This window comes from Nostoc sp. (genome assembly GCF_036917935.1).
GTDB lineage: Bacteria > Cyanobacteriota > Cyanobacteriia > Cyanobacteriales > Nostocaceae > Nostoc.
In genome coordinates this window covers 154,017-176,805 of the sequence record NZ_JBALEL010000054.1, presented here as the reverse complement: position 1 = coordinate 176,805, position 22,789 = coordinate 154,017, and the positions used below count along the sequence as shown (strand labels likewise).

18 protein-coding genes and 28 tRNA genes are annotated in these 22,789 nt (G+C 44.2%); 10 read left to right on the top strand and 36 right to left on the bottom strand.

Annotated features, from left to right (window positions below; genetic code table 11):
• The first annotated feature begins 55 nt into the window (after nucleotides 1-55).
• From V7K62_RS23995 to ctpC, 4 genes are all read left to right on the top strand, one after another.
• Nucleotides 56-625: an SMI1/KNR4 family protein gene (locus tag V7K62_RS23995; RefSeq protein ID WP_334868465.1), complete on the top strand. Its 570-nt coding sequence runs from the start codon at nucleotides 56-58 to the stop codon at nucleotides 623-625.
• Nucleotides 616-819 carry a hypothetical protein gene (locus tag V7K62_RS23990; RefSeq protein ID WP_334868463.1) on the top strand — a complete coding sequence of 68 codons (204 nt, stop codon included), beginning with the start codon at nucleotides 616-618 and terminating at the stop codon, nucleotides 817-819. Before V7K62_RS23995 ends, V7K62_RS23990 begins: the two co-directional genes overlap by 10 nt.
• A 257-nt stretch (nucleotides 820-1,076) precedes the next feature.
• The gene (ispG, locus tag V7K62_RS23985; RefSeq protein WP_334868461.1) at nucleotides 1,077-2,303 is read left to right on the top strand and encodes a (E)-4-hydroxy-3-methylbut-2-enyl-diphosphate synthase; all 1,227 of its coding nucleotides are present in this window, start codon (nucleotides 1,077-1,079) and stop codon (nucleotides 2,301-2,303) included.
• Between the two features lie 213 nt (nucleotides 2,304-2,516).
• A complete protein-coding gene (ctpC, locus tag V7K62_RS23980) occupies nucleotides 2,517-3,800 on the top strand; it encodes a carboxyl-terminal processing protease CtpC (RefSeq protein ID WP_334868459.1) in 1,284 nt (427 codons plus the stop codon).
• Nucleotides 3,801-3,879: 79 nt separating this feature from the next.
• Here ctpC and V7K62_RS23975 read toward each other — a convergent pair whose 3' ends face one another.
• Nucleotides 3,880-4,065: a DDE transposase family protein gene (locus tag V7K62_RS23975; RefSeq protein WP_334868457.1), complete on the bottom strand. Its 186-nt coding sequence runs from the start codon at nucleotides 4,063-4,065 to the stop codon at nucleotides 3,880-3,882.
• Nucleotides 4,066-4,405: 340 nt separating this feature from the next.
• Here V7K62_RS23975 and V7K62_RS23970 point away from each other — a divergent pair, with 340 nt between their 5' ends.
• Nucleotides 4,406-4,828 (top strand): hypothetical protein, encoded by a 423-nt coding sequence (locus V7K62_RS23970; RefSeq protein WP_334868455.1) that lies wholly within the window; start codon nucleotides 4,406-4,408, stop codon nucleotides 4,826-4,828.
• A gap of 101 nt (nucleotides 4,829-4,929) precedes the next feature.
• Here V7K62_RS23970 and V7K62_RS23965 read toward each other — a convergent pair whose 3' ends face one another.
• Together V7K62_RS23965 and V7K62_RS23960 are read right to left on the bottom strand one after the other, a co-directional pair.
• A complete protein-coding gene (locus V7K62_RS23965; protein WP_334868453.1) occupies nucleotides 4,930-6,657 on the bottom strand; it encodes a succinate dehydrogenase/fumarate reductase flavoprotein subunit in 1,728 nt (575 codons plus the stop codon).
• A gap of 199 nt (nucleotides 6,658-6,856) precedes the next feature.
• On the bottom strand, nucleotides 6,857-7,174 hold the full coding sequence (locus V7K62_RS23960; RefSeq protein WP_265276097.1) for a hypothetical protein: 318 nt from the start codon (nucleotides 7,172-7,174) through the stop codon (nucleotides 6,857-6,859).
• Nucleotides 7,175-7,701: 527 nt separating this feature from the next.
• Here V7K62_RS23960 and V7K62_RS23955 point away from each other — a divergent pair.
• Nucleotides 7,702-8,544, top strand: a complete 843-nt coding sequence (locus V7K62_RS23955) for a hypothetical protein (protein WP_334868451.1) — start codon at nucleotides 7,702-7,704, stop codon at nucleotides 8,542-8,544.
• Between the two features lie 63 nt (nucleotides 8,545-8,607).
• Here the strand turns inward: V7K62_RS23955 and V7K62_RS23950 are convergent, their stop codons facing one another.
• The 4 genes from V7K62_RS23950 to pds all read right to left on the bottom strand — a co-directional run bounded on the left by V7K62_RS23950 (nucleotide 8,608) and on the right by pds (nucleotide 12,664).
• Nucleotides 8,608-9,927, bottom strand: a complete 1,320-nt coding sequence (locus V7K62_RS23950) for an ABC transporter substrate-binding protein (protein ID WP_334868449.1) — start codon at nucleotides 9,925-9,927, stop codon at nucleotides 8,608-8,610.
• 193 nt (nucleotides 9,928-10,120) lie between these two features.
• Nucleotides 10,121-10,212 (bottom strand) — tRNA-Ser (locus V7K62_RS23945).
• A 96-nt stretch (nucleotides 10,213-10,308) separates the two neighbouring features.
• The gene (gene crtB / locus V7K62_RS23940; protein WP_334868447.1) at nucleotides 10,309-11,241 is read right to left on the bottom strand and encodes a 15-cis-phytoene synthase CrtB; all 933 of its coding nucleotides are present in this window, start codon (nucleotides 11,239-11,241) and stop codon (nucleotides 10,309-10,311) included.
• Complete coding sequence (gene pds, locus V7K62_RS23935; protein ID WP_334868445.1) at nucleotides 11,225-12,664, bottom strand: 15-cis-phytoene desaturase; 1,440 nt, start codon at nucleotides 12,662-12,664, stop codon at nucleotides 11,225-11,227. The genes crtB and pds overlap by 17 nt, the downstream gene beginning before the upstream one ends.
• Before the next feature lie 577 nt (nucleotides 12,665-13,241).
• Here pds and nagZ point away from each other — a divergent pair.
• Complete coding sequence (nagZ, locus tag V7K62_RS23930) at nucleotides 13,242-14,330, top strand: beta-N-acetylhexosaminidase (RefSeq protein WP_334868443.1); 1,089 nt, start codon at nucleotides 13,242-13,244, stop codon at nucleotides 14,328-14,330.
• Here nagZ and V7K62_RS23925 read toward each other — a convergent pair.
• The 27 genes from V7K62_RS23925 to V7K62_RS23795 form a co-directional block, all read right to left on the bottom strand.
• Nucleotides 14,331-14,401 (bottom strand) — tRNA-Lys (locus V7K62_RS23925).
• Nucleotides 14,402-14,556: 155 nt separating this feature from the next.
• Nucleotides 14,557-14,639: transfer RNA gene (locus V7K62_RS23920), tRNA-Ser, on the bottom strand.
• A gap of 7 nt (nucleotides 14,640-14,646) precedes the next feature.
• Nucleotides 14,647-14,720 (bottom strand) — tRNA-His (locus V7K62_RS23915).
• Between the two features lie 6 nt (nucleotides 14,721-14,726).
• A tRNA-Ala gene (locus V7K62_RS23910) sits at nucleotides 14,727-14,800 on the bottom strand.
• Nucleotides 14,801-14,898: 98 nt separating this feature from the next.
• A tRNA-Arg gene (locus V7K62_RS23905) sits at nucleotides 14,899-14,972 on the bottom strand.
• Nucleotides 14,973-14,978: 6 nt separating this feature from the next.
• Nucleotides 14,979-15,054, bottom strand: a tRNA-Val gene (locus V7K62_RS23900).
• A 5-nt stretch (nucleotides 15,055-15,059) separates the two neighbouring features.
• Nucleotides 15,060-15,131, bottom strand: a tRNA-Gly gene (locus tag V7K62_RS23895).
• A 9-nt stretch (nucleotides 15,132-15,140) separates the two neighbouring features.
• Nucleotides 15,141-15,211: transfer RNA gene (locus V7K62_RS23890), tRNA-Gly, on the bottom strand.
• A gap of 8 nt (nucleotides 15,212-15,219) precedes the next feature.
• A tRNA-Thr gene (locus tag V7K62_RS23885) sits at nucleotides 15,220-15,292 on the bottom strand.
• An 8-nt stretch (nucleotides 15,293-15,300) separates the two neighbouring features.
• Nucleotides 15,301-15,377 (bottom strand) — tRNA-Met (locus V7K62_RS23880).
• A gap of 10 nt (nucleotides 15,378-15,387) precedes the next feature.
• Nucleotides 15,388-15,460: transfer RNA gene (locus tag V7K62_RS23875), tRNA-Leu, on the bottom strand.
• Nucleotides 15,461-15,464: 4 nt separating this feature from the next.
• Nucleotides 15,465-15,537 (bottom strand) — tRNA-Pro (locus V7K62_RS23870).
• Nucleotide 15,538: 1 nt separating this feature from the next.
• Nucleotides 15,539-15,616 (bottom strand) — tRNA-Leu (locus V7K62_RS23865).
• Nucleotides 15,617-15,622: 6 nt separating this feature from the next.
• A tRNA-Leu gene (locus V7K62_RS23860) sits at nucleotides 15,623-15,699 on the bottom strand.
• 6 nt (nucleotides 15,700-15,705) lie between these two features.
• Nucleotides 15,706-15,781, bottom strand: a tRNA-Gln gene (locus tag V7K62_RS23855).
• A gap of 3 nt (nucleotides 15,782-15,784) precedes the next feature.
• Nucleotides 15,785-15,857: transfer RNA gene (locus tag V7K62_RS23850), tRNA-Gln, on the bottom strand.
• 5 nt (nucleotides 15,858-15,862) lie between these two features.
• A tRNA-Asn gene (locus V7K62_RS23845) sits at nucleotides 15,863-15,937 on the bottom strand.
• A gap of 6 nt (nucleotides 15,938-15,943) precedes the next feature.
• Nucleotides 15,944-16,018, bottom strand: a tRNA-Phe gene (locus V7K62_RS23840).
• A gap of 21 nt (nucleotides 16,019-16,039) precedes the next feature.
• Nucleotides 16,040-16,114, bottom strand: a tRNA-Arg gene (locus V7K62_RS23835).
• Nucleotides 16,115-16,118: 4 nt separating this feature from the next.
• Nucleotides 16,119-16,208, bottom strand: a tRNA-Ser gene (locus tag V7K62_RS23830).
• 4 nt (nucleotides 16,209-16,212) lie between these two features.
• Nucleotides 16,213-16,335 (bottom strand) — tRNA-Tyr (locus tag V7K62_RS23825).
• Nucleotides 16,336-16,342: 7 nt separating this feature from the next.
• Nucleotides 16,343-16,413 (bottom strand) — tRNA-Glu (locus V7K62_RS23820).
• 72 nt (nucleotides 16,414-16,485) lie between these two features.
• Nucleotides 16,486-16,557 (bottom strand) — tRNA-Trp (locus tag V7K62_RS23815).
• Between the two features lie 3 nt (nucleotides 16,558-16,560).
• A tRNA-Met gene (locus V7K62_RS23810) sits at nucleotides 16,561-16,636 on the bottom strand.
• A 10-nt stretch (nucleotides 16,637-16,646) separates the two neighbouring features.
• Nucleotides 16,647-16,719, bottom strand: a tRNA-Cys gene (locus V7K62_RS23805).
• Nucleotides 16,720-16,722: 3 nt separating this feature from the next.
• A tRNA-Glu gene (locus V7K62_RS23800) sits at nucleotides 16,723-16,799 on the bottom strand.
• 4 nt (nucleotides 16,800-16,803) lie between these two features.
• A tRNA-Asp gene (locus V7K62_RS23795) sits at nucleotides 16,804-16,877 on the bottom strand.
• A gap of 508 nt (nucleotides 16,878-17,385) precedes the next feature.
• Between V7K62_RS23795 and V7K62_RS23790 the strand changes: the two genes are divergently transcribed.
• The gene (locus V7K62_RS23790) at nucleotides 17,386-18,225 is read left to right on the top strand and encodes a polysaccharide deacetylase family protein (RefSeq protein WP_334868442.1); all 840 of its coding nucleotides are present in this window, start codon (nucleotides 17,386-17,388) and stop codon (nucleotides 18,223-18,225) included.
• A gap of 34 nt (nucleotides 18,226-18,259) precedes the next feature.
• On the opposite strand, the gene V7K62_RS23785 is transcribed toward V7K62_RS23790, so the two are convergent.
• Together V7K62_RS23785 and V7K62_RS23780 are read right to left on the bottom strand one after the other, a co-directional pair.
• Nucleotides 18,260-18,652, bottom strand: coding sequence for an alr0857 family protein (locus tag V7K62_RS23785; RefSeq protein WP_334868441.1), 393 nt, complete (start codon nucleotides 18,650-18,652; stop codon nucleotides 18,260-18,262).
• A gap of 16 nt (nucleotides 18,653-18,668) precedes the next feature.
• Nucleotides 18,669-19,175: an HNH endonuclease gene (locus V7K62_RS23780; protein WP_322695765.1), complete on the bottom strand. Its 507-nt coding sequence runs from the start codon at nucleotides 19,173-19,175 to the stop codon at nucleotides 18,669-18,671.
• Between the two features lie 437 nt (nucleotides 19,176-19,612).
• Between V7K62_RS23780 and V7K62_RS23770 the strand changes: the two genes are divergently transcribed.
• Both V7K62_RS23770 and V7K62_RS23765 read left to right on the top strand, forming a co-directional pair.
• A complete protein-coding gene (locus V7K62_RS23770; protein ID WP_096535028.1) occupies nucleotides 19,613-19,948 on the top strand; it encodes a hypothetical protein in 336 nt (111 codons plus the stop codon).
• Nucleotides 19,949-20,764: 816 nt separating this feature from the next.
• Complete coding sequence (locus tag V7K62_RS23765; protein ID WP_442937331.1) at nucleotides 20,765-22,783, top strand: sensor histidine kinase; 2,019 nt, start codon at nucleotides 20,765-20,767, stop codon at nucleotides 22,781-22,783.
• Nucleotides 22,784-22,789: the final 6 nt, after the last annotated feature.

Here is a 22,789-nt window from a genome sequence, read left to right as displayed (position 1 = left end):
GTCAACCGTTGATCTAACCACTCATCTGTAAACCAACCATAAGGCAAAACAAAGTATGCAGGAAATTTGGACAAGAATAGAATTCTGGCTCAAAGCTAATGCTCCACAAGTTCTTGATACATGGAACCCTGGAGCATCAGAGAGTCAGATCAAGGCAGTAGAAGACGCTCTGCTGATACAGTTTCCTGATGATGTCAAGAGTTCTTACCGTATCCATAATGGACAATCAGGCTACGATTATGGGCTGATTAATGGACGAGAATTTCTATCTCTTGAACGTATTCAAGATGAATGGCAAGTTTGGAAGGAACTTCTAGACGGAGGTAATTTCGATGGTTGTGAAAGTCAGCCAGAACCAGGAATAGGAATTTGTACAGATTGGTGGAGTCCGTTATGGATACCACTAACCTATGACGGTGCTGGCAACCATGATTGTCTAGACTTAGCTCCTGCTAAAGGTGGCAAAGTTGGACAAATTATTCAGATGTGGCACGATGACGGCAAGAGAGAACTCGTCGCTTCAAATTTTCAGAACTGGCTAGAGGAATATGCCACTGGTTTAGAATCTGGTCAATATGTTTTCTCCCATAAATACGGAGGTATAGTCAAAGCGGAATGGCACTAAAAAAAGCCCATAGGCTTGTGTCGCCTCGTTCCCAGCCTGGAGGCTGGGAATGTATTCAAAGAGGCTCTGCCTCTCGTCAAGCTACTGGAGGCGGAGCCTCCCTGACTAGTTCCCAGCCTATAGTCTGGGAACCAGTCAGGGCAAGGGCTGTATCTTTTATTAGTGCCATTCTAGTAAAAGTGGCTGATATCTGATGTTTGTAAATCTAGGAGCATCGCAACTTAGGCGGGTTAAAGCGATCGCTACTCAAACTACTCACTTAAAAGGATTTTTAAGCAGCATATCTTTACAAAAGAGCAAAACTCCTCAATTGCCCTTTGTTTCTTTCCCTGCCTCATTCTCCATTTTTTTCTATATTAATCGTCCAAAAAAGCGCTAGCTGTGGCAATCTGGGAAACAGAGATTTATTAAATCTGATATTTGAGCTACAGCAAATTTACCTAATCAGGTTATGCAAACTCTGCCCACAGTCAACACTTCAAGCATCACATCAACTCAAGCCACCTTTGATACAACTATTAAGCGGCGTAAAACCCGTCCCGTAAAGGTGGGAAATGTCACCATTGGCGGCGTCTACCCCGTTGTGGTGCAGTCAATGATTAACGAAGACACTCTTGATATTGATGGTTCCGTGGCTGGTATTCGTCGTCTGCACGAAATAGGCTGCGAAATTGTCCGCGTCACAGTGCCGAGTATGGCTCATGCTAAAGCTTTAGCAGAAATTAAACAAAAATTAATTAAAACTTACCAAGACGTGCCAGTAGTGGCTGATGTCCATCACAATGGGCTAAAAATCGCTGTGGAAGTCGCCAAACATATTGAGAAAGTGCGGATTAATCCGGGCTTGTATGTCTTTGAAAAGCCAAACATCAATCGAACTGAGTATACTAAAACCGAATTTGACGAAATTGGCGATAAAATCCGCGAAACCCTAGAACCTCTAGTAGTTTCTTTGCGAGATCAAGGTAAATCGATGCGAATTGGGGTAAATCACGGTTCCCTCGCTGAAAGGATGCTATTTACCTACGGTGACACCCCAGAAGGAATGGTGGAATCTGCCATAGAATTCATCCGTATTTGTGAATCTTTGGATTTCCGCAACTTGGTAATTTCCATGAAAGCCTCACGAGTACCTGTGATGCTAGCCGCCTATCGCCTCATTGCCAAGCGCATGGATGACCTGGGTATGGATTACCCGTTACATTTAGGCGTTACGGAAGCCGGTGATGGTGAATACGGGCGAATTAAATCCACGGCTGGTATTGCTACCTTACTTGCTGATGGCATTGGTGATACAATTCGCGTCTCACTAACAGAAGCACCAGAAAAAGAAATTCCCGTCTGTTACAGCATTCTCCAAGCTTTGGGATTGCGAAAAACGATGGTGGAATACGTCGCTTGTCCTTCCTGTGGACGCACTTTGTTTAACCTAGAGGAAGTGCTGCACAAAGTTCGGGAAGCCACTAAACACTTAACTGGGCTAGACATTGCAGTTATGGGTTGCATTGTCAATGGCCCCGGAGAAATGGCAGATGCCGACTATGGTTATGTTGGCAAAACCCCTGGTTACATTTCTTTGTATCGTGGTCGAGAAGAAATTAAAAAAGTCCCAGAAGATAAAGGTGTAGAGGAATTAATTAACCTCATTAAGGCAGATGAACGCTGGGTAGAACCATAAAGGGAGCAGAGGGGCAGGGGAAGCAGAGGAAGATGAGGGAGACAAGGAGAATAACCAATGCCCCATGCCCCATTCCCAATGCCCAATCCTCAAATTCGGCAGATTGTCAAGTATTTTGTTTAAATTAGAAATACATACTCCGTCTGTACAGTGGTAGCCTGTGTTAGATTGAGCATACTGACTATATATTTTCCCTCTGACGCAGCTGTCATTATGGTGATTACAAAAAGTAGGCTTGTTTTGGGTGCTACGGCAGTTACACTCTCCACGATCGCTGTTACTAGCCTTGGCATTCACTCGCGAGGTCAGGCTTTATTTAAAGCAAGTCCTAAAGAATTAGTAGATGAAGTTTGGCAAATTGTTCAACGCCAATATGTAGACGGTACTTTTAATCAGGTAGATTGGCAGGCTGTTCGCAAGGAATACTTGAGCAAGTCCTACAGTAATCCGCAGGATGCGTATAAGTCCATTCGGGAAATGCTGAAAAAGCTAGAAGACCCATATACCCGGTTTATGGACCCAGCGGAATTTAAGAATATGCAAGTGGATACCTCTGGAGAATTGACAGGCATTGGGATCACCATTAGTCAGGATGAAAAAACCAAGCAGTTGGTTGTAATTGCGCCAATTGAAGATACACCAGCCTTTAAAGCTGGTGTTTTGGCAAAAGATATCATCCTCAAAATTGACGGCAAAGACACTAAGGGGATGGATACCAATCAGGCAGTATCCTTGATTAGAGGTGAAGCAGGATCTCAAGTCAGCTTGACAATTGAGCGTGACGGTAAGACAAAACAGTTTGACATCAAACGGGCGCGAATTGAAATCCATCCAGTTAAATTTTCTCAAAAGAAAACCCCAGCGGGAAATCTTGGTTACATCCGCTTGAACCAGTTCAGCGCCAATGCTGGCAAAGAAATGCAAATTGCCATCAAAGATTTAGAAAGCAAACGGGTAGCTGGATATATCCTTGATCTGCGTGGTAATCCAGGCGGCTTACTCTTCTCTAGTGTTGATATTGCCCGGATGTGGATAGATAAAGGTAAGATTGTCTCCACCGTTGAACGCCAAGGAGAGGCAGAAAAAGAAGAGGCAAACGGAAGAGCCTTGACAAATAAACCGTTGGTGGTACTGGTAGACAAAGGTTCAGCTAGTGCCAGTGAAATCCTCTCAGGGGCTTTGCAGGATAATAAGCGTGCTACTTTGGTCGGTACTCAAACCTTTGGTAAGGGACTAGTGCAATCGGTGCGTCCCCTGGAAGATGGTTCAGGATTGGCGGTGACAATTGCTCATTACTATACCCCCAATGGTACAGATATCAATCACAAAGGCATTTCGCCAGATGTGAAAGTGGATTTGACCAAAAAGCAGATGGAGGAATTGTGGCTCCATGAACGTGATAAACTTGCTACCCTAGCAGACCCTCAATTCGCTAAAGCAGTGGAAGTCATAGGTAAAAAAATTACTGCTAAGGGTACACCCACGGCAGAAAAATGAAGAGTTAGGAATTAAAGTTAGGAGTGAATAGTGAGGAGTTAGGAATAAAGGCCGTCACTGTCAACTTCTAACTACTAACTTAAACTGGTTGGCACTTTCCAGCCCTAATAAGTCCAACCCGCCGAGCGATCGCTTCTTCTTGCGAACTAAAAGGCCCCCACTGTTCTATAATCTCTAGATTATCATCGCCAACTTGGTCGCTGGGGATAATTTCGCAATTTCCAGCAGAACGCTTGACAATATACCAAGTTTGTGAATCGTTCATATTTTAAATAAAAATCTTGTTTTTATAGTAAGAATTTTACGGCATACAGAAAATATTTTTGCACTTACTGCTAAATCTCGGATTATGTAGGTGCGATCGTAAAACCCTGTAGGTTTTTTGCTGACTAATCATATCTTGAATGTTTGAGGGTAGTTCCTGTTGCTCTGTCAATTCGCGATGAACTTACTTATGTAGAGGAATAGCATTAGAATTGAGTATGAGCCTTGCTAATGGACTATTATTAAGTACATATCACCATAATTAGTATAACTTGTAAATAAGTTTTAACAAATATTACCTGGAACAATTAAAAATACATGAAATTAGACTTAGTGGAATATTGTCAGGACATGTTTATCCAATACCCATATCTCAAAAATCTAAGCTTATAACTGGTTTGCGTTATTCTTTGCCAGCAGGAACAATTTCTATAGACATAGTTCTTGCTGTGATAGAAATAGAAACATGGTTTTTAGCAGAATATAATCATTTTATCAAAATAGATGCAAGCCTAACGCCAGAGAGAATTCAAGAATCTTTTGGATTTAACCCTAAGACTGATGATATGGAAGCAAGACCTAAACCTTCCGATGATATGAAACAGATTTATAATCTTGTAGGTAAAGGTTATAACAAAAGCGAGAACCAACTCAATCGACTTGCATCTAATCTCGATTATGAGTTTCTATATATACAACTTACTAATAGTGTTCCTAGTCTTAGAGAATTTGTTGGATATCTTGACCTATTTCTAATTCCTTAGTCAAGTGTGTGTCATTATCCAACACCCCATCTAATTTATAAAATCAATTAAGTATGAAAAATAAGGTATTTCAGCTTTTATTTTTCATACTTTATCCTTTGCTAATACTTCCGCTCTTTTGGTTCAAACATAGTAATCGCCACCGGTCGATATTGAATCTCAATTCCCGCTGGTGAATAGTAAGCCATTGTGTGTTTGAGAAAGTTAGCATCATCTCGCTGAGAATAATCTTCGCGGAAATGAGCGCCACGACTTTCTTGGCGATTTAGGGCTGATGCCAAAATTGTCTGTCCTACTACCATCAAACTTCGCAATTCTAAGGCTTCCACGAGTTCCGTATTCCAGCAACTACCTTTGTCATCTAAATAAATTTGAGGGTATTTTTGTTGTATTTCTTCTAGTTTCTGCAAACCTTCACTCATTAATGCCTCAGTGCGGAAAACACCACAGTACTCAGTCATACAATCTTGAAAAGCTTCACGGACTTGGTTAATGCGATACTGTCCTGGTTGTTCTAGCAAAGCTTGAATTTGTTGCTGGGCTTCCGTTACATACCGTTGCTCATCTACAGAGGGTAACTTACGTTTTTGCACAAATTTGGCGATCGCAGCCCCAGTTCTCTTACCATAAACTACACACTCCAGCAGTGAATTACTCCCCAAGCGATTGGCACCATGTACGGAAACACAAGATGTTTCACCCGCAGCAAAGAAAGCATCAACAAAACCATCGCCACTACTACGAACTTGACCATCAGTGTTAACTGGTATACCACCCATACAATAGTGAATTGTCGGGCGGACTGGCATAGGTTGAGTTACCGCGTCAACGCCTACTAGACGATGGGCTTCTTCCCAGCAGAAGGGAACGCGACTCATAATTTTTTCTTTACCCAGATGGCGTAGATCGAGATAAACAAAGGGGCCTCCAGCAGTTCCATCGAGATGAATACCACGTCCGGCGCGAATTTCGTAAGCGATCGCTCGTGAGGTAATATCACGAGGAGCTAGTTCCATCCGACTAGGTGCATAATTCACCATAAAGCGATCGCCTTCACTATTAATCAGATACGCCCCTTCTCCCCGTACCGCTTCTGAAATCAGCACCCCTACCGGATATAAACCAGTGGGATGAAACTGCACAAATTCCATATCTTCGAGGGGCAAACCGGCGATCGCAGTCATTGCCAAACCATCACCCGAAGAAGCGTAATCATTAGAGGTAGTGTTATAAACGCGACCATAACCCCCAGTGGCAAACATCACCGCCTTAGCCCGCACCACCTCTATATGTCCATCCAAAAGATGGAACATTACCACACCCTTCGCCTCATTTTCCTCCAAAATGAGACGCATTACATACCATTCTTCATAAACTTGCACCCCATAACGCCGCAAATTATTCACCAATTCGTGCAAAATCGCGTGACCGGTCTTGTCAGCGGCATAGCAAGTGCGGTTGTGGGAATGTCCCCCAAAAGCTCGTTGGGCAATGCGCCCATCGGGTAAACGAGAGAACAAAACGCCGATATGTTCCAAGTCAATTACCACATCTGGCGCTTCCTGAGCGAGAATTGCCACAGCATCTTGGTCTGCCAAATAATCAGAACCCTTGACAGTATCGAAAGCATGTGCTTCCCAACTATCCTCCGAATCAACATTTTTCAGCGACGCAGCCATACCACCTTGAGCCGCAACCGAGTGGGAACGAATTGGGTGGGTTTTGGCAACCACAGCAATATTTAAACTAGGGTCGGTGCGGGCAATTTCCACAGCAGCGCGACATCCCGCCAATCCACCCCCGACAATAATCACATCATGTTCCAGCATATTTAGCCCCGACTGCAAACAACTGCTGTTCTATTGTAGAGACGTGATTAATCAGGTAGTGCGTTGCGACAGTAGCATCTCTACAAAAAAATTCCCTGCCTATAGACAGGGATGTTATGACACATTTTGAAATTAAGGAGTGAAAAGTTAAAAATGAAGAGTTATGGCACAGATGGAGTGACTCATAACTCCTAACTCTTTAGCTAGTTGCTTGTACAGGTTGTTGCTGAGACACATTACCTGGTATAGGTTCCATTTTGGTTCCCGGCCCTACAGGACTAACTTCAATATGATTTAACAAAGTAGTGACAAACGCAAACAACAAGAAAGGTAGCGATAGCAGAACGACGAGACCCGCCGTTGCTAAAGCGTACACGGGTCGCTTGGCACCCATCAGCGCCAAAGCTGATGCCAAACTTAGGGTAATTGTAATTAACCAAACAATTATTTGACCGTAGATATCACCGAAAGTCAGGGTACAGACAAACCGATACTTTTGAATATTATTTCCGCTCATCACATTTGCCTCAAGTCTCTCCTAATAGGTTCTACGTTAGAACTATGTTTGACTTGTCGGCAATTTCTAAATATTTTTGCAAGCTTCGTAATATCACTTCACAATCAAGCCGCCTTTAACGGCAAGGAAGCTGTGCTGGAAGAAAACCTCTTCCCTTCTCTGCGAGACGCTGCGCGAACATGGGAGAGATCGCAATCCCGATCACCTCCTTAACAAATAGTCTTTTTGCTTAATGTCATCTGTCAAATTGAGGATATTCAGAATATATAGCAATCTTATTTAATTGTGAAAATTGTAACCCACAGATACCTGAGTTCTTTGAGAAGCCGGGTATTTTGTTTCTCACAAATGATTCAGGATTGCTATAGTATTTAATTTTTTGCTAGTAAATATTAACTAGAGAAATCAAGTAAATTCAGGGTGTAAAACCGATTTTTTGATGTTAAATTTTGAGTATTGCCCGAATTTGTTGACTTAAATCAACAAAAACCTTTATTTTTCGTGGCAACATTGTTTTAGGAGTGAATGTGAATACTATTTTTCTTCGTAAAGGTGTTTTTTGGTTGCCAAGTATAGCTGCTGTTGCATTCCTGAGTAGCGGCTTATCTGCAAGCGCCCAGACAGTAGACAAGGTGAGCAGTCAACCATTAACCGAATCTTCCGCAACCGTAGCGTCTCCCAACGAGTTTAGTCCAGAACTCGACACTGCAAGCCAAAATCTCTCTAAAGAAACAACTGAAACTTTTACAGTCACAAATTTAACTAAGGTACACCAGTTACCTAACACTGCGATACAGGAAAATGCCAGTGTAACACCCACACCCGTTCCAGGCACAGTCGCAACCTCATCTGCGACACTCACCTCTGAGTTTGTACAACCGACTTCTCAAACTACTGTTCAACCCTCTGCTCCCAAAGTGGCGCAATCGGATATTGATTTAGGTAGAACTACCCGTGGTGGTAGCAGCTATCTTGGCGTCGCTGCTAACATTGGTTTGAATGGTGGTGACACGTCTTTGGGCGACGGTAACTTTGCGGTAGTCAGCAAAATCGGACTGACAAATTCTATCTCGGTGCGACCCTCAGCCATATTTGGGAACAACACCACAGTTCTAGTTCCTATCACCTACGATTTTACTTTCAAATCAGCAGATGCTTTTAGCGAACCATTAGCGATCGCTCCTTACATCGGAGTGGGTGCAGCTTACAAAACTGGTGATAATTCGCAAATTGCTTTTTTGGCATCTGCTGGCATTGATGTGCCCCTAACTTCTCAATTTACGGCAACGGCTGCTGTGAATGCCGGATTTTTCGATGAAACTGATGTGGGCTTATTGTTAGGAGTTGGTTACAACTTCAGTGGGCTTTAAGAATTAGGAGTTAGGAGTTAGGAATTATTAAGATTAAATTCATAACTCCTAACTCCTAAGTTTCTACTTAGGGGTAACTTTGTCAATCACCTTGATTGTGCCATCGTCCCCTACTGTCCAAACATCGTATACACCGACAACATCGCCGTTAGCATCAACATCTACGTTGCCGCTGGCTCCTTGGTAGTTAATCTTTTTACCATCTTTAAGTAATTTCAGTCCCTCGCAGACATCAGTAACTTCTGTACCAGGCCCATCAGCAACTTCACGGATTTTGCTGGCTATAGCAACGCCTGTATTTTCTTTAGCAGCTTGTGCCGCCAATGTCAATAAAGCAGCCGCATCCCAAGCTTGAGGAGCGTATTCCCCTGGCGCACCACCCTTTTTATCCTTCCACAGCTTGTTGAAAGCTTCTAATGCTTTACCATCGGAACCAGGTACTGTACCGATCGCTCCAGTTAAAATATATTTACCATCACTGCCTTTGCCAACTTGTTCTGGAAAAGTAGGTGATTTTACCCCATCTGTCAACAAAATCTGTATTCCCTTCGCCACACCTTGCTGATAGGCGGCTTTCAAAAACAGACTACCAGTTTCCGCGTAGAGTACAGCCAGAACTGCATCTGGTTTACCAGCAAAAGCAGCAGCCGCTTCTGTATCAAATGTCTGGGCTTTCGGATCGTAGCGGACAGGCTTATCTTTATTAACGATGGTTCCCCCCAATTTTTCAAAGGTTTGCACGAATGCTTTTTCAAAACCAACGCCATAGTCGTTATTAATCACGACTGTAGAAACTCGCTTGAAACCTTTTTTTCTGGCAAGTTGGGCTAAAGCTAGTGCTTGGTAGGTATCGGGGGGGGCTGTACGCGCCCAAAAGCCTTTGAAGTCACCTTTTTGGGCTTTTTCAGTAAAGACGGGACTGGTACTACCAGGAGAAACCAGCATGACTTTATTCGGTGTGGCAATGGAGACTGCTGCACTAGAAACGCTGCTGGCAAAGGAGCCAACTACACCGGCCACTTTGTCCAAGGTTGCTAGTTTGGTCATACCCGCAGCTCCAGCTTTCGGGTCGGTTTGGTCGTCTACTTGCACCAAGCTAACAGGTTCGCCATTCACCCCACCGCAAGCGTTGACCGTATCGACTAATAAAGGGACGGAACCTAGCATCTGCTGTCCCACAGAAGCTAAGTCGCCTGTTGTCGGTAGTAGGGAACCAATTTTTAGTCCTTTACCACTGGTTGTAGTAGTTGATGCCGCTGGGGTAGCGGTACTTCCACTGTTAGCTGTGCCATTAGGGGTACTGGTATCACCACAACCCCCAACTAGCAACCCAGTTGCTAGGGTAGCTATACTGAAGGTTAAAGCGGCGCTAAGTTTTCTCATAAATTACTTTCACTCCTCAGATATTTAGGAGCCTAAAAATAAGATTCAAACTAGATTTGTAACTTAGCTGGATCTTACTCTAGACTCCAAAGGATAAATCATATCATCCATCTTTGGGAGTAGAAGTATTTACCCCGGCATTAATATTTATTTTTGTACACAGAATATACTCGGTGTATCAAAGGCTGAAAAACGGAGAGGGAGGGATTCGAACCCTCGGTACGGAGTTGCCTGCCGTACAACAGATTAGCAATCTGCCGCTTTCGACCACTCAGCCACCTCTCCTGACTCACGAATAATAATGGTAGCAGGTTTGTTGGGAAGAGTCAATAGTCATTTGTCATTTGTCATTTGTAACGACGAGGACAAATGACTAATTGCTCAAAGGACTTGCGATCGCATCCAAGCTATGGGCAAGGTGCGTAACTTTTTCCACTGGGGGACGTAAGCCCGCTGACTGAATACATCGTAATCGTTGCGTTCAATCACCTCTAAAATTTGACCGTACAGCATCGATGCCGCCCATACGGGCCAACGGGCATCGGATGCTAAATAAGTAATTCCCTGGTCGGATGTGGTGTAAAATTGGCGGGCGCGGTCAATTTGAAAGCGCATCAATGCCCGCCAACGATCGTCTACCACACCTTTGAAGAAGTCTTGCTCGGTATAGTTGAATTTTGCCAAGTCCTCAAGGGGAATGTAGATCCGCCCCCGCTTGGCATCTTCTCCCACATCCCGCAGGATATTAGTGAGTTGATTGGCAATTCCGAGAGCGATCGCTTCTTCTATGGGAAGATAAGGTTGTTTGTTCTGCCGCCACGGTGCTGTGTATATGGTGCTATCGACACCCATAACCGCTGTTGACATTAAGCCGACAGTGCCAGCAACGCGGTAACAGTAGAGGTATAAATCCTCAAAGGTTTCATAACGACTGCGATATAAGTCCATGCGCTGACCGGCAATCATATCCCGAAAGGGCTGAATGTCCATCGGAAAGCGCTGGAGGGTATCAACTAAAGCTACATCGTAATTTTCTAATGGGCGTCCCGCAAAAATCGATTCCAGCTGCTGTTCCCATAGGTCTAGGGTTTCTGGCGTGGTAATAGCAGATGCGGGGCCATCCACCAATTCATCTGTACGGCGACACCAAGCGTAAATTGACCAAATAGATTGACGTTTTACCGGATTCATCAGCAAAGTACCCAGGTAAAAAGTCTTGGCATACTTTGCTGTGAGATGCCGACAAAGTTTGTATGACTCGTCTACAGAGACCAGCGTTTTCATGCGCGGGGGGGAATCAGGCAGTTGCAGCATTCGTTGCGGGCGGTCGGGTGAGCGTTTGCAGGTTTGAGGAATTTGCTACCGGGAGGGCCTCAGAAATCGCCTGCGCTGTCAGCTTACCAGAAAGTACGGCACCTTCCATACTGGCTAGGTAGCGTTGCATGGTGTAATCCCCGCTGAGATAGAAGTTAGTAATGGGGGTTGTTTGCGAGGGACGGTACTGTTGACGACCAGGGGTCGCTTTGTAAACTGAACGGGGCGTTTTCACCACATGAGATTTCAGCAATGTTGCTGGATTGTCTCCCCCAAAGTGATCGGGGAAGAGTTTTTCTAACTCGGCAATAGTTGCGGCCACAATCTCCTCATCGGATTTGGCAATCCAATCTTTTGCCGGGGCTAGAACTAATTCCAGCATTGAGCGATTGGGGTTGGCGTATTCACGGCAGGTATTGCTCATATCAGCATAAACGCTGAGGAGGGGCGATCGCGAAAATAGCAAGTGATCAATTTGTGTAAGTTTACGATCAAACCACAAATGCACGTTAATCACAGGCACGCCTTCCAACCCGTCTAGCTTTTGGAAAAACTCCATAAGTTTCCAAGGTGCTGGCAAAATCACCTTCAGAGGGTCAACCGGCATGGCGGATACATACAAATCCGCCGTGAAAACTTCATCCTCTTCCCCATTCAATCCTCGAATCAAGTATCCTTTCACGCTACCATCGGCGTTCAGCAAAATCTCTTTTAAGGGGGCATTCAAGCGTACTTCTCCGCCGCGTTCGGTGATGTAATCTACTAGGGGATGACACAATCGTTCTGTTGGCGAACCATCCAGAAAGGCCATTTTCGAGCCATTTTTTTCCTGGAGGAAACGATTGAGGGCCGTTAAAAGAATGGTTGCCGAAATTTCATCTGGCCCGATGAAGTTCAGCGACTTGGCCATGGCAATAAAAACTTCTTTATTGACCCGTTCTGGAATGTTCTGTTTACGCAGCCAATCTGTCCAGGAATATTTGTCCATTTCTTCAACGTACTTTTGCCCCTGAATCATGGCCGGCAATAAGCCGATGCCAAAGCGGATTTTTTCTGGCCATGTCAGCATGTCGTTGTTTCGCAGAATTGCCACTATACCATTAATTGGTGCCGGCAAATCTGGGAAATCAAAGCGACTGTAAGTACCTGGTGCATCCGGCTGGTTGAAGATCATTGTGTGTTCTTTCCACTGCAACCGATCTTCAATGTCCAGTTCTTTGAATAACTGCAACATATTGGGATATGCCCCAAAAAAGATGTGCAGGCCTGTTTCGTACCAGTCTCCATCAGCATCTTTCCACGCGGCCACTTTACCGCCTAGAACGTCTCGACGTTCCAAGACAATGGGTGTGTGACCTGCGTCCGTGAGATATTTCGCGCAGGAAAGTCCTGCTAGTCCCGCTCCCGCGATCGCTACTCGCATGTAACCCTACTGCTCTTCAATATTTCTTAACCGTTTTATCGTTCTCATTATACGTTGCAATCCGTTACATTTGGCAGTTATTGTGCGATCGCTTCCCCAAAAAACTTTTGCCCAAGGGAATTTTACCTACGCGCACCTACCCAACTAAATTGCCAATACCATTGTTGGCAATAGCTTTGCGGCGTGCATTTCATCTATTTTTACATATAGAGGATTTAGCGAAACAAAAGTATTTCCTTTGACTGAAAATAGGTAATTCAAAACGTTGTCTTAAAGTAGTTGATTTCTTTGCTGATTTGTGTATTTGCTCTGAAAAAATGTCTGGGGCATTGCTTAAAGACAGCTAGTTAATTTCCCACATATAGCAATCCCAAATGAGTTACAAACAAAAAGATCCCCGACTTCTTCAGGAAGTCGGGGATCTGATCCTCTATATACTCAGTATTCGCTATTAGGACAAGAATAAAAAAACTTACCTTTGAAAACTTTCCGCTCCTACGAGGGTGTAGGATAAATGTTTATGTCCTCTAGGTTGAACAACTCAGTTGTTTACCTTACAACTTATAGGTAAAAGATTATGAGTGTATCGCAGGAGCTAAGGCGCTTTGGACATCACCTGGTTCTAGGTATTTCCGGCACTAAATTAAGCGATGACGATAAACGCGCACTCAATGAATTGAGACCAATTGGGGTGATCTTTTTCGCCAAGAACTTTCTGGATGGCACTCCATATCAGGTTTGGCTAGAAAGCTTCAAGGATTTGAACAACCAGATACGAGAATATACTGAACGTGATTCCATGTTTATCACCCTGGATCATGAAGGAGGTCGTGTAATTCGTACACCATTGCCAATTACCCGTTTTCCTTATGCCTTGTTGCTGCGATCGCACGCCCGTGAAGTAGCAAAAGCCACAGCAGTAGAACTAAAATCACTGGGCATAAACTTATCCTGGGCACCCGTAGCAGATATTTTTTCCCATCCCAATAACCCGGTGATTGGGCCTCGCGCCTTTGGTAACACTCCCGAAACTGTTACTCAAGGTGCCCGTGACTACTACTTTGGATTGCAAGAGTCAGGAATTATTGGATGCGCCAAACACTTCCCCGGACATGGAGACACCAGCAACGACTCTCACATTGAGCTACCAATACTAAATTTAACTCTAGAAGACCTGCGACTTCGAGAACTTATACCTTTCAAAGCCCTAATCGAAGTACAGATTCCTTTGATTATGACTGTCCATATTTTATTTCCCAAGATAGATCCTGATCTACCTGCAACGCTTTCCCAGGCTATCCTCAAAACCATACTTAGAGAGGAACTTGGCTTTGAGGGAGTGGTTGTGTCTGACGATTTAGATATGAAAGCGATCTCAGATATGTTTATGAAAGCTGGTACTGTGGCGCGGTCACTTCATGCAGGCTGCGACCTGTTTATTGTCTCGCGCAATATTAATTCATCATCTATAGAAAGAACTTATCAGATTGCTGAAGATTTTGCCGACTCCCTCAGTAACGGTAGCTTAGATGAAGCAGTGGTAGAAGCAGCTAGAGAAAGAATTGAGAAACTACTGGCAGTAACACCGCAATATCCCATACATGCTCTGGATAAAGAGATATTATTGCAACATGCTCAACTAGCGATCGCTAGTTCCTATTCATAATGGGTGGTATAGGGGTCGAACCTATTTCTGCGGGTTAAAAGCCCGATGCACAGCCGTTATGCCAACCACCCTCGTTAATTTGAAAAAGAAATGAGCAAGTGCGATCGCTGACATCGCAAGCGTTGTTAACACCAACACTAGATATAAATCCACCAGGGAGGTACTGCCCCTCCTATTTCTGTGTTATCAGCACAGTGCCTCGCTTTTCGGCTTCAGGTGGAAAAAGAGGAAGATGGAGGAATCGAACCCCTACAGTTGCCTGTACTCCAAGGTTCAAGCTTGGTTGCCGTCCATTCAGCAGCATCTTCCATTGAAGGGTATCAGACGGGACTTGAACCCGCTATGACTGGTTCCACAAACCAGTGCCTCGACCACTTTGGCTTCAGATACCATCAGTGGAATCAATGGGACTTGAACCCATAACCTCCTGCTTGCAAGGCAGGCGCTCTATCCATTTGAGCTATGACCCCATCAAATAAGTAAAAAGAGCAAAGTAAAACTAAAAAGAAAGAGAAATAATTAAATTCATTCTTTTGATTTTTGACTTTTAACTTTTGACTTGTTTAGGCGGGAGTGGTAGGACTCGAACCCACAACTTTCGAGGTAGAAGCTCGAAGCTCTATTCCATTGAGCTACACTCCCAATATTTGGTAGTCCTGGCAGGAATCGAACCCGCAACATTCTTCTTGTAAGAAAGACACTCTACCAATTGAGCTACAGGACTACGCAAGCGAGTGGAGGGAGTTGAACCCACGCACTGAGTATGGCGCACTCAGATGCTACCGATTACATCACACCCGCAAGTTTCAGAGCGGACGGCGAGATTTGAACTCGCACGAAGACGGTGGAAGCGTCTCATGCTACCGTTACATCACACCCGCATCAGTCAAGCTGGTGACAGGAATTGAACCTGCAACCTACTGATTACAAATCAGTTGCTCTGCCAATTGAGCTACACCAGCACTAATTTTGGTGACGGGGGCAGGAGTCGAACCTACCGATGTTCAGGTTATGAGCCTGACGAGCCACCGTTGCTCTATCCCCGCATATTCACCAATACCCCTGACTGGATTTGAACCAGCAACCTCTTCGTTCTAGGCGAAGCGCCTCTTCCGTTGGGCTACAAGGGCAAAATCTGAGTGACAGGGATTGAACCTGCGACCTGGAGTTCCCGAAACTCCCGCGCTCCCAGCTGCGCTACACCCCGTTGGTACTCCTGGTGGGAGTCGAACCCACAACCAAACAGATTTTAAGTCTGTCACCTCTTCCAATTGGGCTACAGGAGCAAATTTTGGTACTCTTGGTGGGAATCGAACCCACAACTTACCGTTTTTGAGACGGCAGCCTCTTCCAATTGGGCTACAAGAGCAGGGTTTGGCAGCCCCACCAGGACTCGAACCTGGAATCTTCGCCTTCAAAGGGCGCTATGTTGCCAATTACACCACAGGGCTTTATTGCCAGGGCAGGGTTTGAACCTGCAACCTCATCGTTCAGAGCGATGCGACTTACCAATTCGTCTACCCGGCAATGAATGGCTGCCTCAGTAGGACTCGAACCTACAACCGCGCGGTTAACAGCCGCTTGCTCTACCATTGAGCTATGAGGCAACGAAGCCCCCCAGGTCGGAATCGAACCGACGACCTCCTGTTTTTCAAACAGGCGCTAACTACCAACTGAGCTACCGGGGGATAAAATAAGAGATCATGTAACGAGAGCGGAGGGATTTGAACCCTCAAATCTTCAGTTTCGTAGACTGAGATGTTATCCAGTTACACCACACTCTCAAGGCGGAGAAGACAGGATTTGAACCTGCGACGGGTATTAACTACCCGTTTCCTCTTAGCAGGAGGATGCTTTGGGCCACTCAGCCACCTCTCCATAATGGGTCGAGCAGGATTTGTAGCTTGCTTCCCGTTCGCGTAGCGTCTCGAAGAGAAGGGTACCTGCGTGCAAAAAAGAACAGTTTTACAGACTGTCGCCTTCAGCCAGACTCGGCCACCGACCCATAATCATTCCCTCGACGAGAATTGAACTCGCATCTGTGCTTTGAAAGAACACTGACTTAACCATTCGTCCACGAGGGCATAATTGACTGAATTTTAGATTTTAAATTTTAGATTTTGGATTAAAAAATTTAAAATCCAAAATTGTCTGACACAGGGACTAGGATTTGAACCTAGAACATCGGATTTGGAGTCACGAGGTGTTGCCGTTACACCATCCCTGCATTTGGTGGCAGTGGCGGGATTTGCACCCGCATATACCAGGGTATGAACCTGGGGCTTTGCTAATTAAGCTACGCTGCGATCGCACCAGAGGTCAGGGCGGGATTTGAACCCGCGCTAATCGGTTTTGCAGACCAACGCCTTACCAACTTGGCTACCTGACCATTTGGGAGTCCCGACGAGATTCGCACTCGCAATCTTCAGCTTGAGAGGCTGATGGCTTAAACTATTCGCCTACGGGACTATAACCAGGGTGACGGGATTTGAACCCGCAACATTTCCGCAGACAACGGAACGCTCTAGCCAGTTGAGCTACACCCCGATTTTTTGGAATCTGTGCCTAAACTTTTAGGTTTTTAGGTACAGATTTTTGGTGAACTTGCCCATTTCTTATTCAGTTTTCAAGGTTCAGAAAAGTTAGCTTTTACTGTTAGAAACTGTTAGGAAAACAACCGAAACTCTAGGTAGCAAGCCTGTTGTATATTACGGATGTATTCAGTGGTTTTGATGAGTGCAAACTTAGAACTTTTTTCGTTTCTTGCTTCTACTGCCGATGGTTTGCAAGTAGGAGCAGCTTTGTTTACTAAGGACTTTGGTTGATTTCAACACCTGTCCTTTAGTTGTATGTAGAACATGATTTTGACCCTTGCGAAGCTTTGTCTTTCGCCTCACTACATATATACTACAAAATACTACAAGAGGTGTCAAGGGGTTTCAGAAAGTTTTTTTGAAATTGTCTATAAAAGCTGCTGCACTTAGATTTCAACGTGCTAAACCCTCTCAAAGGTCAAACTACAGCTTATGATTGGGTGAATATTTAAAAACCTGACGTGACAGACAACTACTTCAAGCGACAACAGATAATTAGTGTTGTCGCGATCGCCTCTACGATTACAGCTTGTAGTATCAACCCACAATTGGGGTTGAACAAGCCTTTAAGCAAAATCCATACTGCACAAGTTCAAGATCATCCAGCAAAAGCCCAAATTAATGCCCAATTACCGCCATCAGTCAAAGTAGAAAACCCTACCTTTACAGTCCCAGCTAAATTTCAGGGAAAAACAGTTTATCAGGTGCATCCCAGAAATAACGAGAAAGTCATTGCTCTAGGCATTGATGATGGCCCCTGGCCGAAGACAACCCTAGAAATGCTGGATATCCTGAAGCAAAATGATGTTAAGGTGACATTCTTTTGGGTAGGACAGGCTTTGCAAGCAAATCCTGACCTAGCCAAGCGTGAGGTAGGCGAGGGACACGCCATTGGCAACCATACTTGGCATCATTGGTATCGGCGAATGGATGAAGCCACAGCCAAGAGTGAAATTGATCGCACTTCTGACCTGATATACAAAACTACAGGAGTCAAAACTGCTCTGTTTCGTCCTCCTGGAGGCTTTTTAAATAACGGACTAGCCGCTTACGCCAAAAGCCAGAAAGACGCTGTAATTATGTGGTCGCTAACTTCAGCCGATACTGACCCTCACGCCAAACCGCAGGCATTTGTAAATAATGTCCTGAAAGGCGCGAAACCAGGTTCTATTGTTTTAATGCATGATGGCGGTGGCGATCGCCAAAGAACTGTACAAGCTTTGCCACAAATCATCAGCGGACTTAAACAGCAAGGCTACCGATTTGTGACAATTCCCGAACTGCTGCAAATAGAGGAATAAAGGGTGAGAAATTCTCCTCACCCTACTATTATGTTTATTCGCTCATGACAGAAGCACTGCTCTCTTGAGCTTCCTGCCAAAGTTTATGCAAAAAGAACTCAGCGCGATCGCTCATAGTGGTGACAAACACACCTACAGCATCCTTAGAACTAGCTGATAGCCAAGAACCCCGCAATGTGACTTCCATATATTCGGCATCGCAGGCACAGAGGGCAATAATTTCTCTGTCATCTCTTTTTACCTCAGCCCTGAGTACTTCTACTCCTAGCAAATCAACAGGAAGCAAAAAGGAAGCGGTAGTGGGTTCAATGCAAAAACTTTGCCCAACTCGCAGGGCTAAAATCACTCGCTGCGCTACCCATTCTTCTAGCGACAGAGTGACACATTCCAAATCAAAACTGCTTTCAGTGTAAGTTAATTTCAGCATTCCTTATGCTCTCCTGTTATTCCAGGTTTGCTTGCATATCTATCCAAAACTGTTCAGCAAAAGAAATCGCGGGGTGGATTGGCGCTTTTGGTTTGGTACGCAGTTGCATACCAGCTTCAAATAAGGTGCGATCGCCTTTACGGGAGTTACATCTTTCACAAGCTGCGACTACGTTATCCCAAGTGTGAGAACCACCTTTAGAACGCGGCATCACATGATCTAGCGTTAGATGTTTGCCGCTGCCGCAATATTGGCAACTGTGATGGTCTCGTCGCAAGACTTCCCGCCGATTCACTGGCGGAACTTTCCACATCCGCTCATTAGAAGTGATTGTCAAGCGAATATGTTTTGGCACATCAATTACCAAACTGGGTGAGTGAACTTGCCATCCGCTTTCTGTGGTAAAACCCAACGGTTGCGCCTTGTTGGTTACTAACAGCACAATTGCCCGCTTGATATTGACCCGACATAGTGGCAAGTAATTTTGAGAAAACACCACCACAGATTGCTCTAACACTTGCATTGCGTTCGCGCCGCGCATGGAAGATATCGTCACAGCTTAACTCCTTATAAAAAAACCCCCGCTTCAAGTTTTCGGTGAAGCGGGGGTTAGAATTGACCGGAAAATTTTCTGGTCTCATATTGGTACAGGATTCCTTTGCCTGTAACCCCCGCTTTGTTGATCTAGTTGTGGTTTTGCAATTAGTGCACTAATACCTACATACTTATAATCATCATTACCTTCTGTGATTTGCCCATGATTTCGGCTTCCATCGCCCATAAATAAATACTCCACTTCCATAGCAGCTGATTCCCAATTGGTTCGGCAATTGGTAGCGCACAAAATTGAAGTAGAGATGGGGTAAATGGATTTCACAGAAAATTTCACCTATTGAACATTCCTTTAAACATACTACACTTGTATTACTATCCTGTCTATACCTTTAAGGAGAAAAACTGATGCATACGATCGCTCGCACCCCAACCACCGATATGGAAGTTACCAGCATTCGCCTAGAGCGGGAACTCAAAGATAAACTCAAAGAAATAGCTGGGAATCAGGGATATCAAGCTCTGATCCGAGATATCCTTTGGAATTATGTCCAGCAAAAATCAGGTGAGTGGAAGCCTCGATTTTCGCGATCCGACATTCGAGCTAGCATAGCTGCCACAGCTCAGCAAGAAGAACGCTGTGTACTGACAGGTCAACTAATTCAACCCCAACAACCGATGTTGTTAGGACTGACGAGGAATGGCGATATGGTTCCCCTGAGTGTCGAGAGCTTGGCTGGATAAACCTCGTCCATTTTGAAACCTTGAGTAGGGCGGGCATCTAGTCCGCTACTACCAGCAGAGAGTACAAAGATACTCTTACTACTTTAAAAACTATATATAGTTCTCAAAGTAGATGTGGTTTAGTTTTATATTTAGACAAATGCAGCCCAGTTATTTTTACTAATAACTGGGCTGCATTCAAAATTTAGCAAGAATTTAAGCTCTACTCCAAATCTCTGCCACAGTTTGAGAGCAAGACGCTCACAGACTAGCTACCTACACTGATAGTGTGGTCTGAACGTGAGTACGTCTCGTTGGCGCAGTCTCTCGTAGAGAACAGAAGCCTATACTGCAAGAACAACCTCCTGCCTCCTTCACTTCATTGATATTTTACTGAGAGTTACGGAGATTAAAGAGTAGCTTGTTAAACCTAATAGTTTTTAAAAAAATGTAATAAAACTTTATAAATTAAGTTCCGTAATTTTACGTGATATAAAGGGTAATTTTGCTGTAATTCCAGAGAAATTACGGTTTATGTATACTTACAGACAGGATAAAGTTAGTGCATTATTTCAAAATAGAGCAGTTAAAAATAAGCTAACTGAAGCATTTATAGGATATCTTAAGTATTCTATTACTTATGTACCAATGTAGCAATTTGCTTGATAAAGTGGAAATTTGGCCATCTGAGATAGAAAAGGGCTATAACAGGTGAGAGAAAGTATTTACACAAAATTTGTCAATTATCAGGGTGTAGCAACACAACTAAAGGTGAAGAATAATGCCAAGAGGTTGGGTGCAAGAACAATGGGGTTATTATCCGAGGGCGTGCCAAAAATGAAAAAGCCTTTATCATCGCCGCCACATTACGTAGATGACATAGATCGACTACAACCTTACCAAGTCAAGCTGATGCAGCATCAGGAAGAACCTGCCCGCGAGTTGGTACAAAAAATTAACCAAATCATTGCTAATAGCTCGGCTACAGCATTGATGCTGCAAGATATTGCCCAATTGCTAGGAGTTGCTTTTCAAGTAGATTGCTGCTGCTTGGTTTCAGTGGCGGATGAGACATCCGACGAAGCAACTACTACTAATTGGTGTGCTGATGAGTATCTAGGGTTGCCACACCCAGAAGAAATGTTTTCAATGGAACAGTTACTTATGCACTCGCCAGTGCTGCAATGTGCTGCCCAACCATTGACTATTGAAGACATTTCCATCATTCAGAACAGTCTGGTAACTGGGTGTCAATATTTGCCACTACCGATAAAAGCGGTTTTGGCAATTCCGACTCGGTTTGGTGGCAATAATAATGGAGTGATTAATCTGATTAAATTCCAGCCTTATGAATGGAGTGAACCAGAAAAACAATTGCTCAAAGAAGTGGAGTCGGCTTGCGCGATCGCTTTTTCTGGAGTGGCACAAGCTCAACAAATTACTCATCAAGAGCAGTCTCTGCAAAAGAGCAAGCAGCATCAAAACTTGATCAAGCAATTAACTTTATTGAGTCGTAGCAACTTGGAGCTGAATCAAATGCTCCAGTTAGTTATCGCCTCGACTGCCGAATCTCTACAGGCCGATCGGGGTTTGCTCATATTACTGAAATATACAGATCCACTATTTAGGACTCAAGCTAAAAAACAAATTCCCAAAGCGAAAGCTACCGTGATTGGTGAATGGGCTAGGGAAACACAAAGTTCCGGCACTAGTAAACTAGACACCTTAGCTAAGTCTTTCTTGGTTTCAGACTGTGGTTTATGCCAGCGTGCCTTCATGGATTCTGGAAAACCAGTAATCTTCGATGACTATACAGATCAAAACGAGACCTTGACAGCTGCTCCATTATTTGCAATAGAGGAATTGCCTGCAATACTTTTAGTGCCATTAGAGAGTCAAGGTAAAATTTTAGGATTCTTGGTGCTACAGCAATCTGTGATTCGCAATTGGCAACCAGCAGAATTAAATCTTGTGGAAATGGTTTGTGCTCAAGTGAGTAACGCCATAATTCAGTCACAGACATTGCGCCAAGTGCAAACTTTGGTAGATGAGCGGACGGCAAAACTCCAGAGTAGCCTGGAACTCCAAGCGAAATTGCATGAAAGAACACGGCAGTATGTTGAACAACTGCGGAAACTTAACGAACTCAAAGATGAATTTTTGAGTAACATGAGCGATCGCTTACGCTATCCCTTGACAAATATGCTGATGTCAATTCGGAACTTGCGTTTGCCAGGAATAGCACCAGAGCGTCAGGGTAGATATATGGATATCCTAGAGCAGGAATGTACAAAGGAAATCAACTTGATTAATGACTTGTTGACACTCCAAAAGCTAGAGTCGCCTCACGAAGCCCCGCAATTAGAATCTATAGATTTAAATACTAAAATCCAGGATATAGCATCATCTTTTGAAAAAAAACTTGGCGAAAAGGGATTAAAGATTTCTGTAGATTTGCCAGAAGATTCGCTAAAACTGCAAACTGAAGTAGAGAGTTTTGACCGCATCCTGCAAGAATTGTTAACGAATGCCTGTAAATACTCAGAGCATGATACTATCGTCCACCTTGAAGCTGCTCACCGAGTTGATCAACAAATTGATCAAGTTATCATGAAGGTGACGAATACAGGACGGGCTATCTCTGAAGAAGAAGCAACCTACATCTTTGATAAATTCCGTCGTGGAAAAGGGCGCTGGACTCCAGGGACTGGCTTGGGACTTGCTCTAGTCAAGTCTTTAGTGCAGCATCTGAATGGAGCGATCGCGATTGAAAGTCTCCCAATCTCGGATTCGGAACAGAGCGAAATTTGCTTCACCTTGACTCTGCCCCAATTTTCTGACGAAAGCAAACCATAATTCTGA

Excerpts from the sequence above, each read along its gene's own strand:
- V7K62_RS23995 (WP_334868465.1), top strand. The coding sequence starts at position 56 with ATGCAGGAAATTTGGACAAGAATAGAATTCTGGCTCAAAGCTAATGCT.
- V7K62_RS23780 (WP_322695765.1), bottom strand. The coding sequence starts at position 19,175 with ATGCAAGTGTTAGAGCAATCTGTGGTGGTGTTTTCTCAAAATTACTTG.
- V7K62_RS23990 (WP_334868463.1), top strand. The coding sequence starts at position 616 with ATGGCACTAAAAAAAGCCCATAGGCTTGTGTCGCCTCGTTCCCAGCCT.
- V7K62_RS23975 (WP_334868457.1), bottom strand. The coding sequence starts at position 4,065 with ATGAACGATTCACAAACTTGGTATATTGTCAAGCGTTCTGCTGGAAAT.
- nagZ (WP_334868443.1), top strand. The coding sequence starts at position 13,242 with ATGAGTGTATCGCAGGAGCTAAGGCGCTTTGGACATCACCTGGTTCTA.
- V7K62_RS23770 (WP_096535028.1), top strand. The coding sequence starts at position 19,613 with ATGCATACGATCGCTCGCACCCCAACCACCGATATGGAAGTTACCAGC.
- V7K62_RS23960 (WP_265276097.1), bottom strand. The coding sequence starts at position 7,174 with ATGAGCGGAAATAATATTCAAAAGTATCGGTTTGTCTGTACCCTGACT.
- V7K62_RS23785 (WP_334868441.1), bottom strand. The coding sequence starts at position 18,652 with ATGCTGAAATTAACTTACACTGAAAGCAGTTTTGATTTGGAATGTGTC.
- V7K62_RS23765 (WP_442937331.1), top strand. The coding sequence starts at position 20,765 with ATGAAAAAGCCTTTATCATCGCCGCCACATTACGTAGATGACATAGAT.
- crtB (WP_334868447.1), bottom strand. The coding sequence starts at position 11,241 with ATGCTGCAACTGCCTGATTCCCCCCCGCGCATGAAAACGCTGGTCTCT.
- ctpC (WP_334868459.1), top strand. The coding sequence starts at position 2,517 with ATGGTGATTACAAAAAGTAGGCTTGTTTTGGGTGCTACGGCAGTTACA.
- ispG (WP_334868461.1), top strand. The coding sequence starts at position 1,077 with ATGCAAACTCTGCCCACAGTCAACACTTCAAGCATCACATCAACTCAA.
- V7K62_RS23965 (WP_334868453.1), bottom strand. The coding sequence starts at position 6,657 with ATGCTGGAACATGATGTGATTATTGTCGGGGGTGGATTGGCGGGATGT.
- V7K62_RS23950 (WP_334868449.1), bottom strand. The coding sequence starts at position 9,927 with ATGAGAAAACTTAGCGCCGCTTTAACCTTCAGTATAGCTACCCTAGCA.
- pds (WP_334868445.1), bottom strand. The coding sequence starts at position 12,664 with ATGCGAGTAGCGATCGCGGGAGCGGGACTAGCAGGACTTTCCTGCGCG.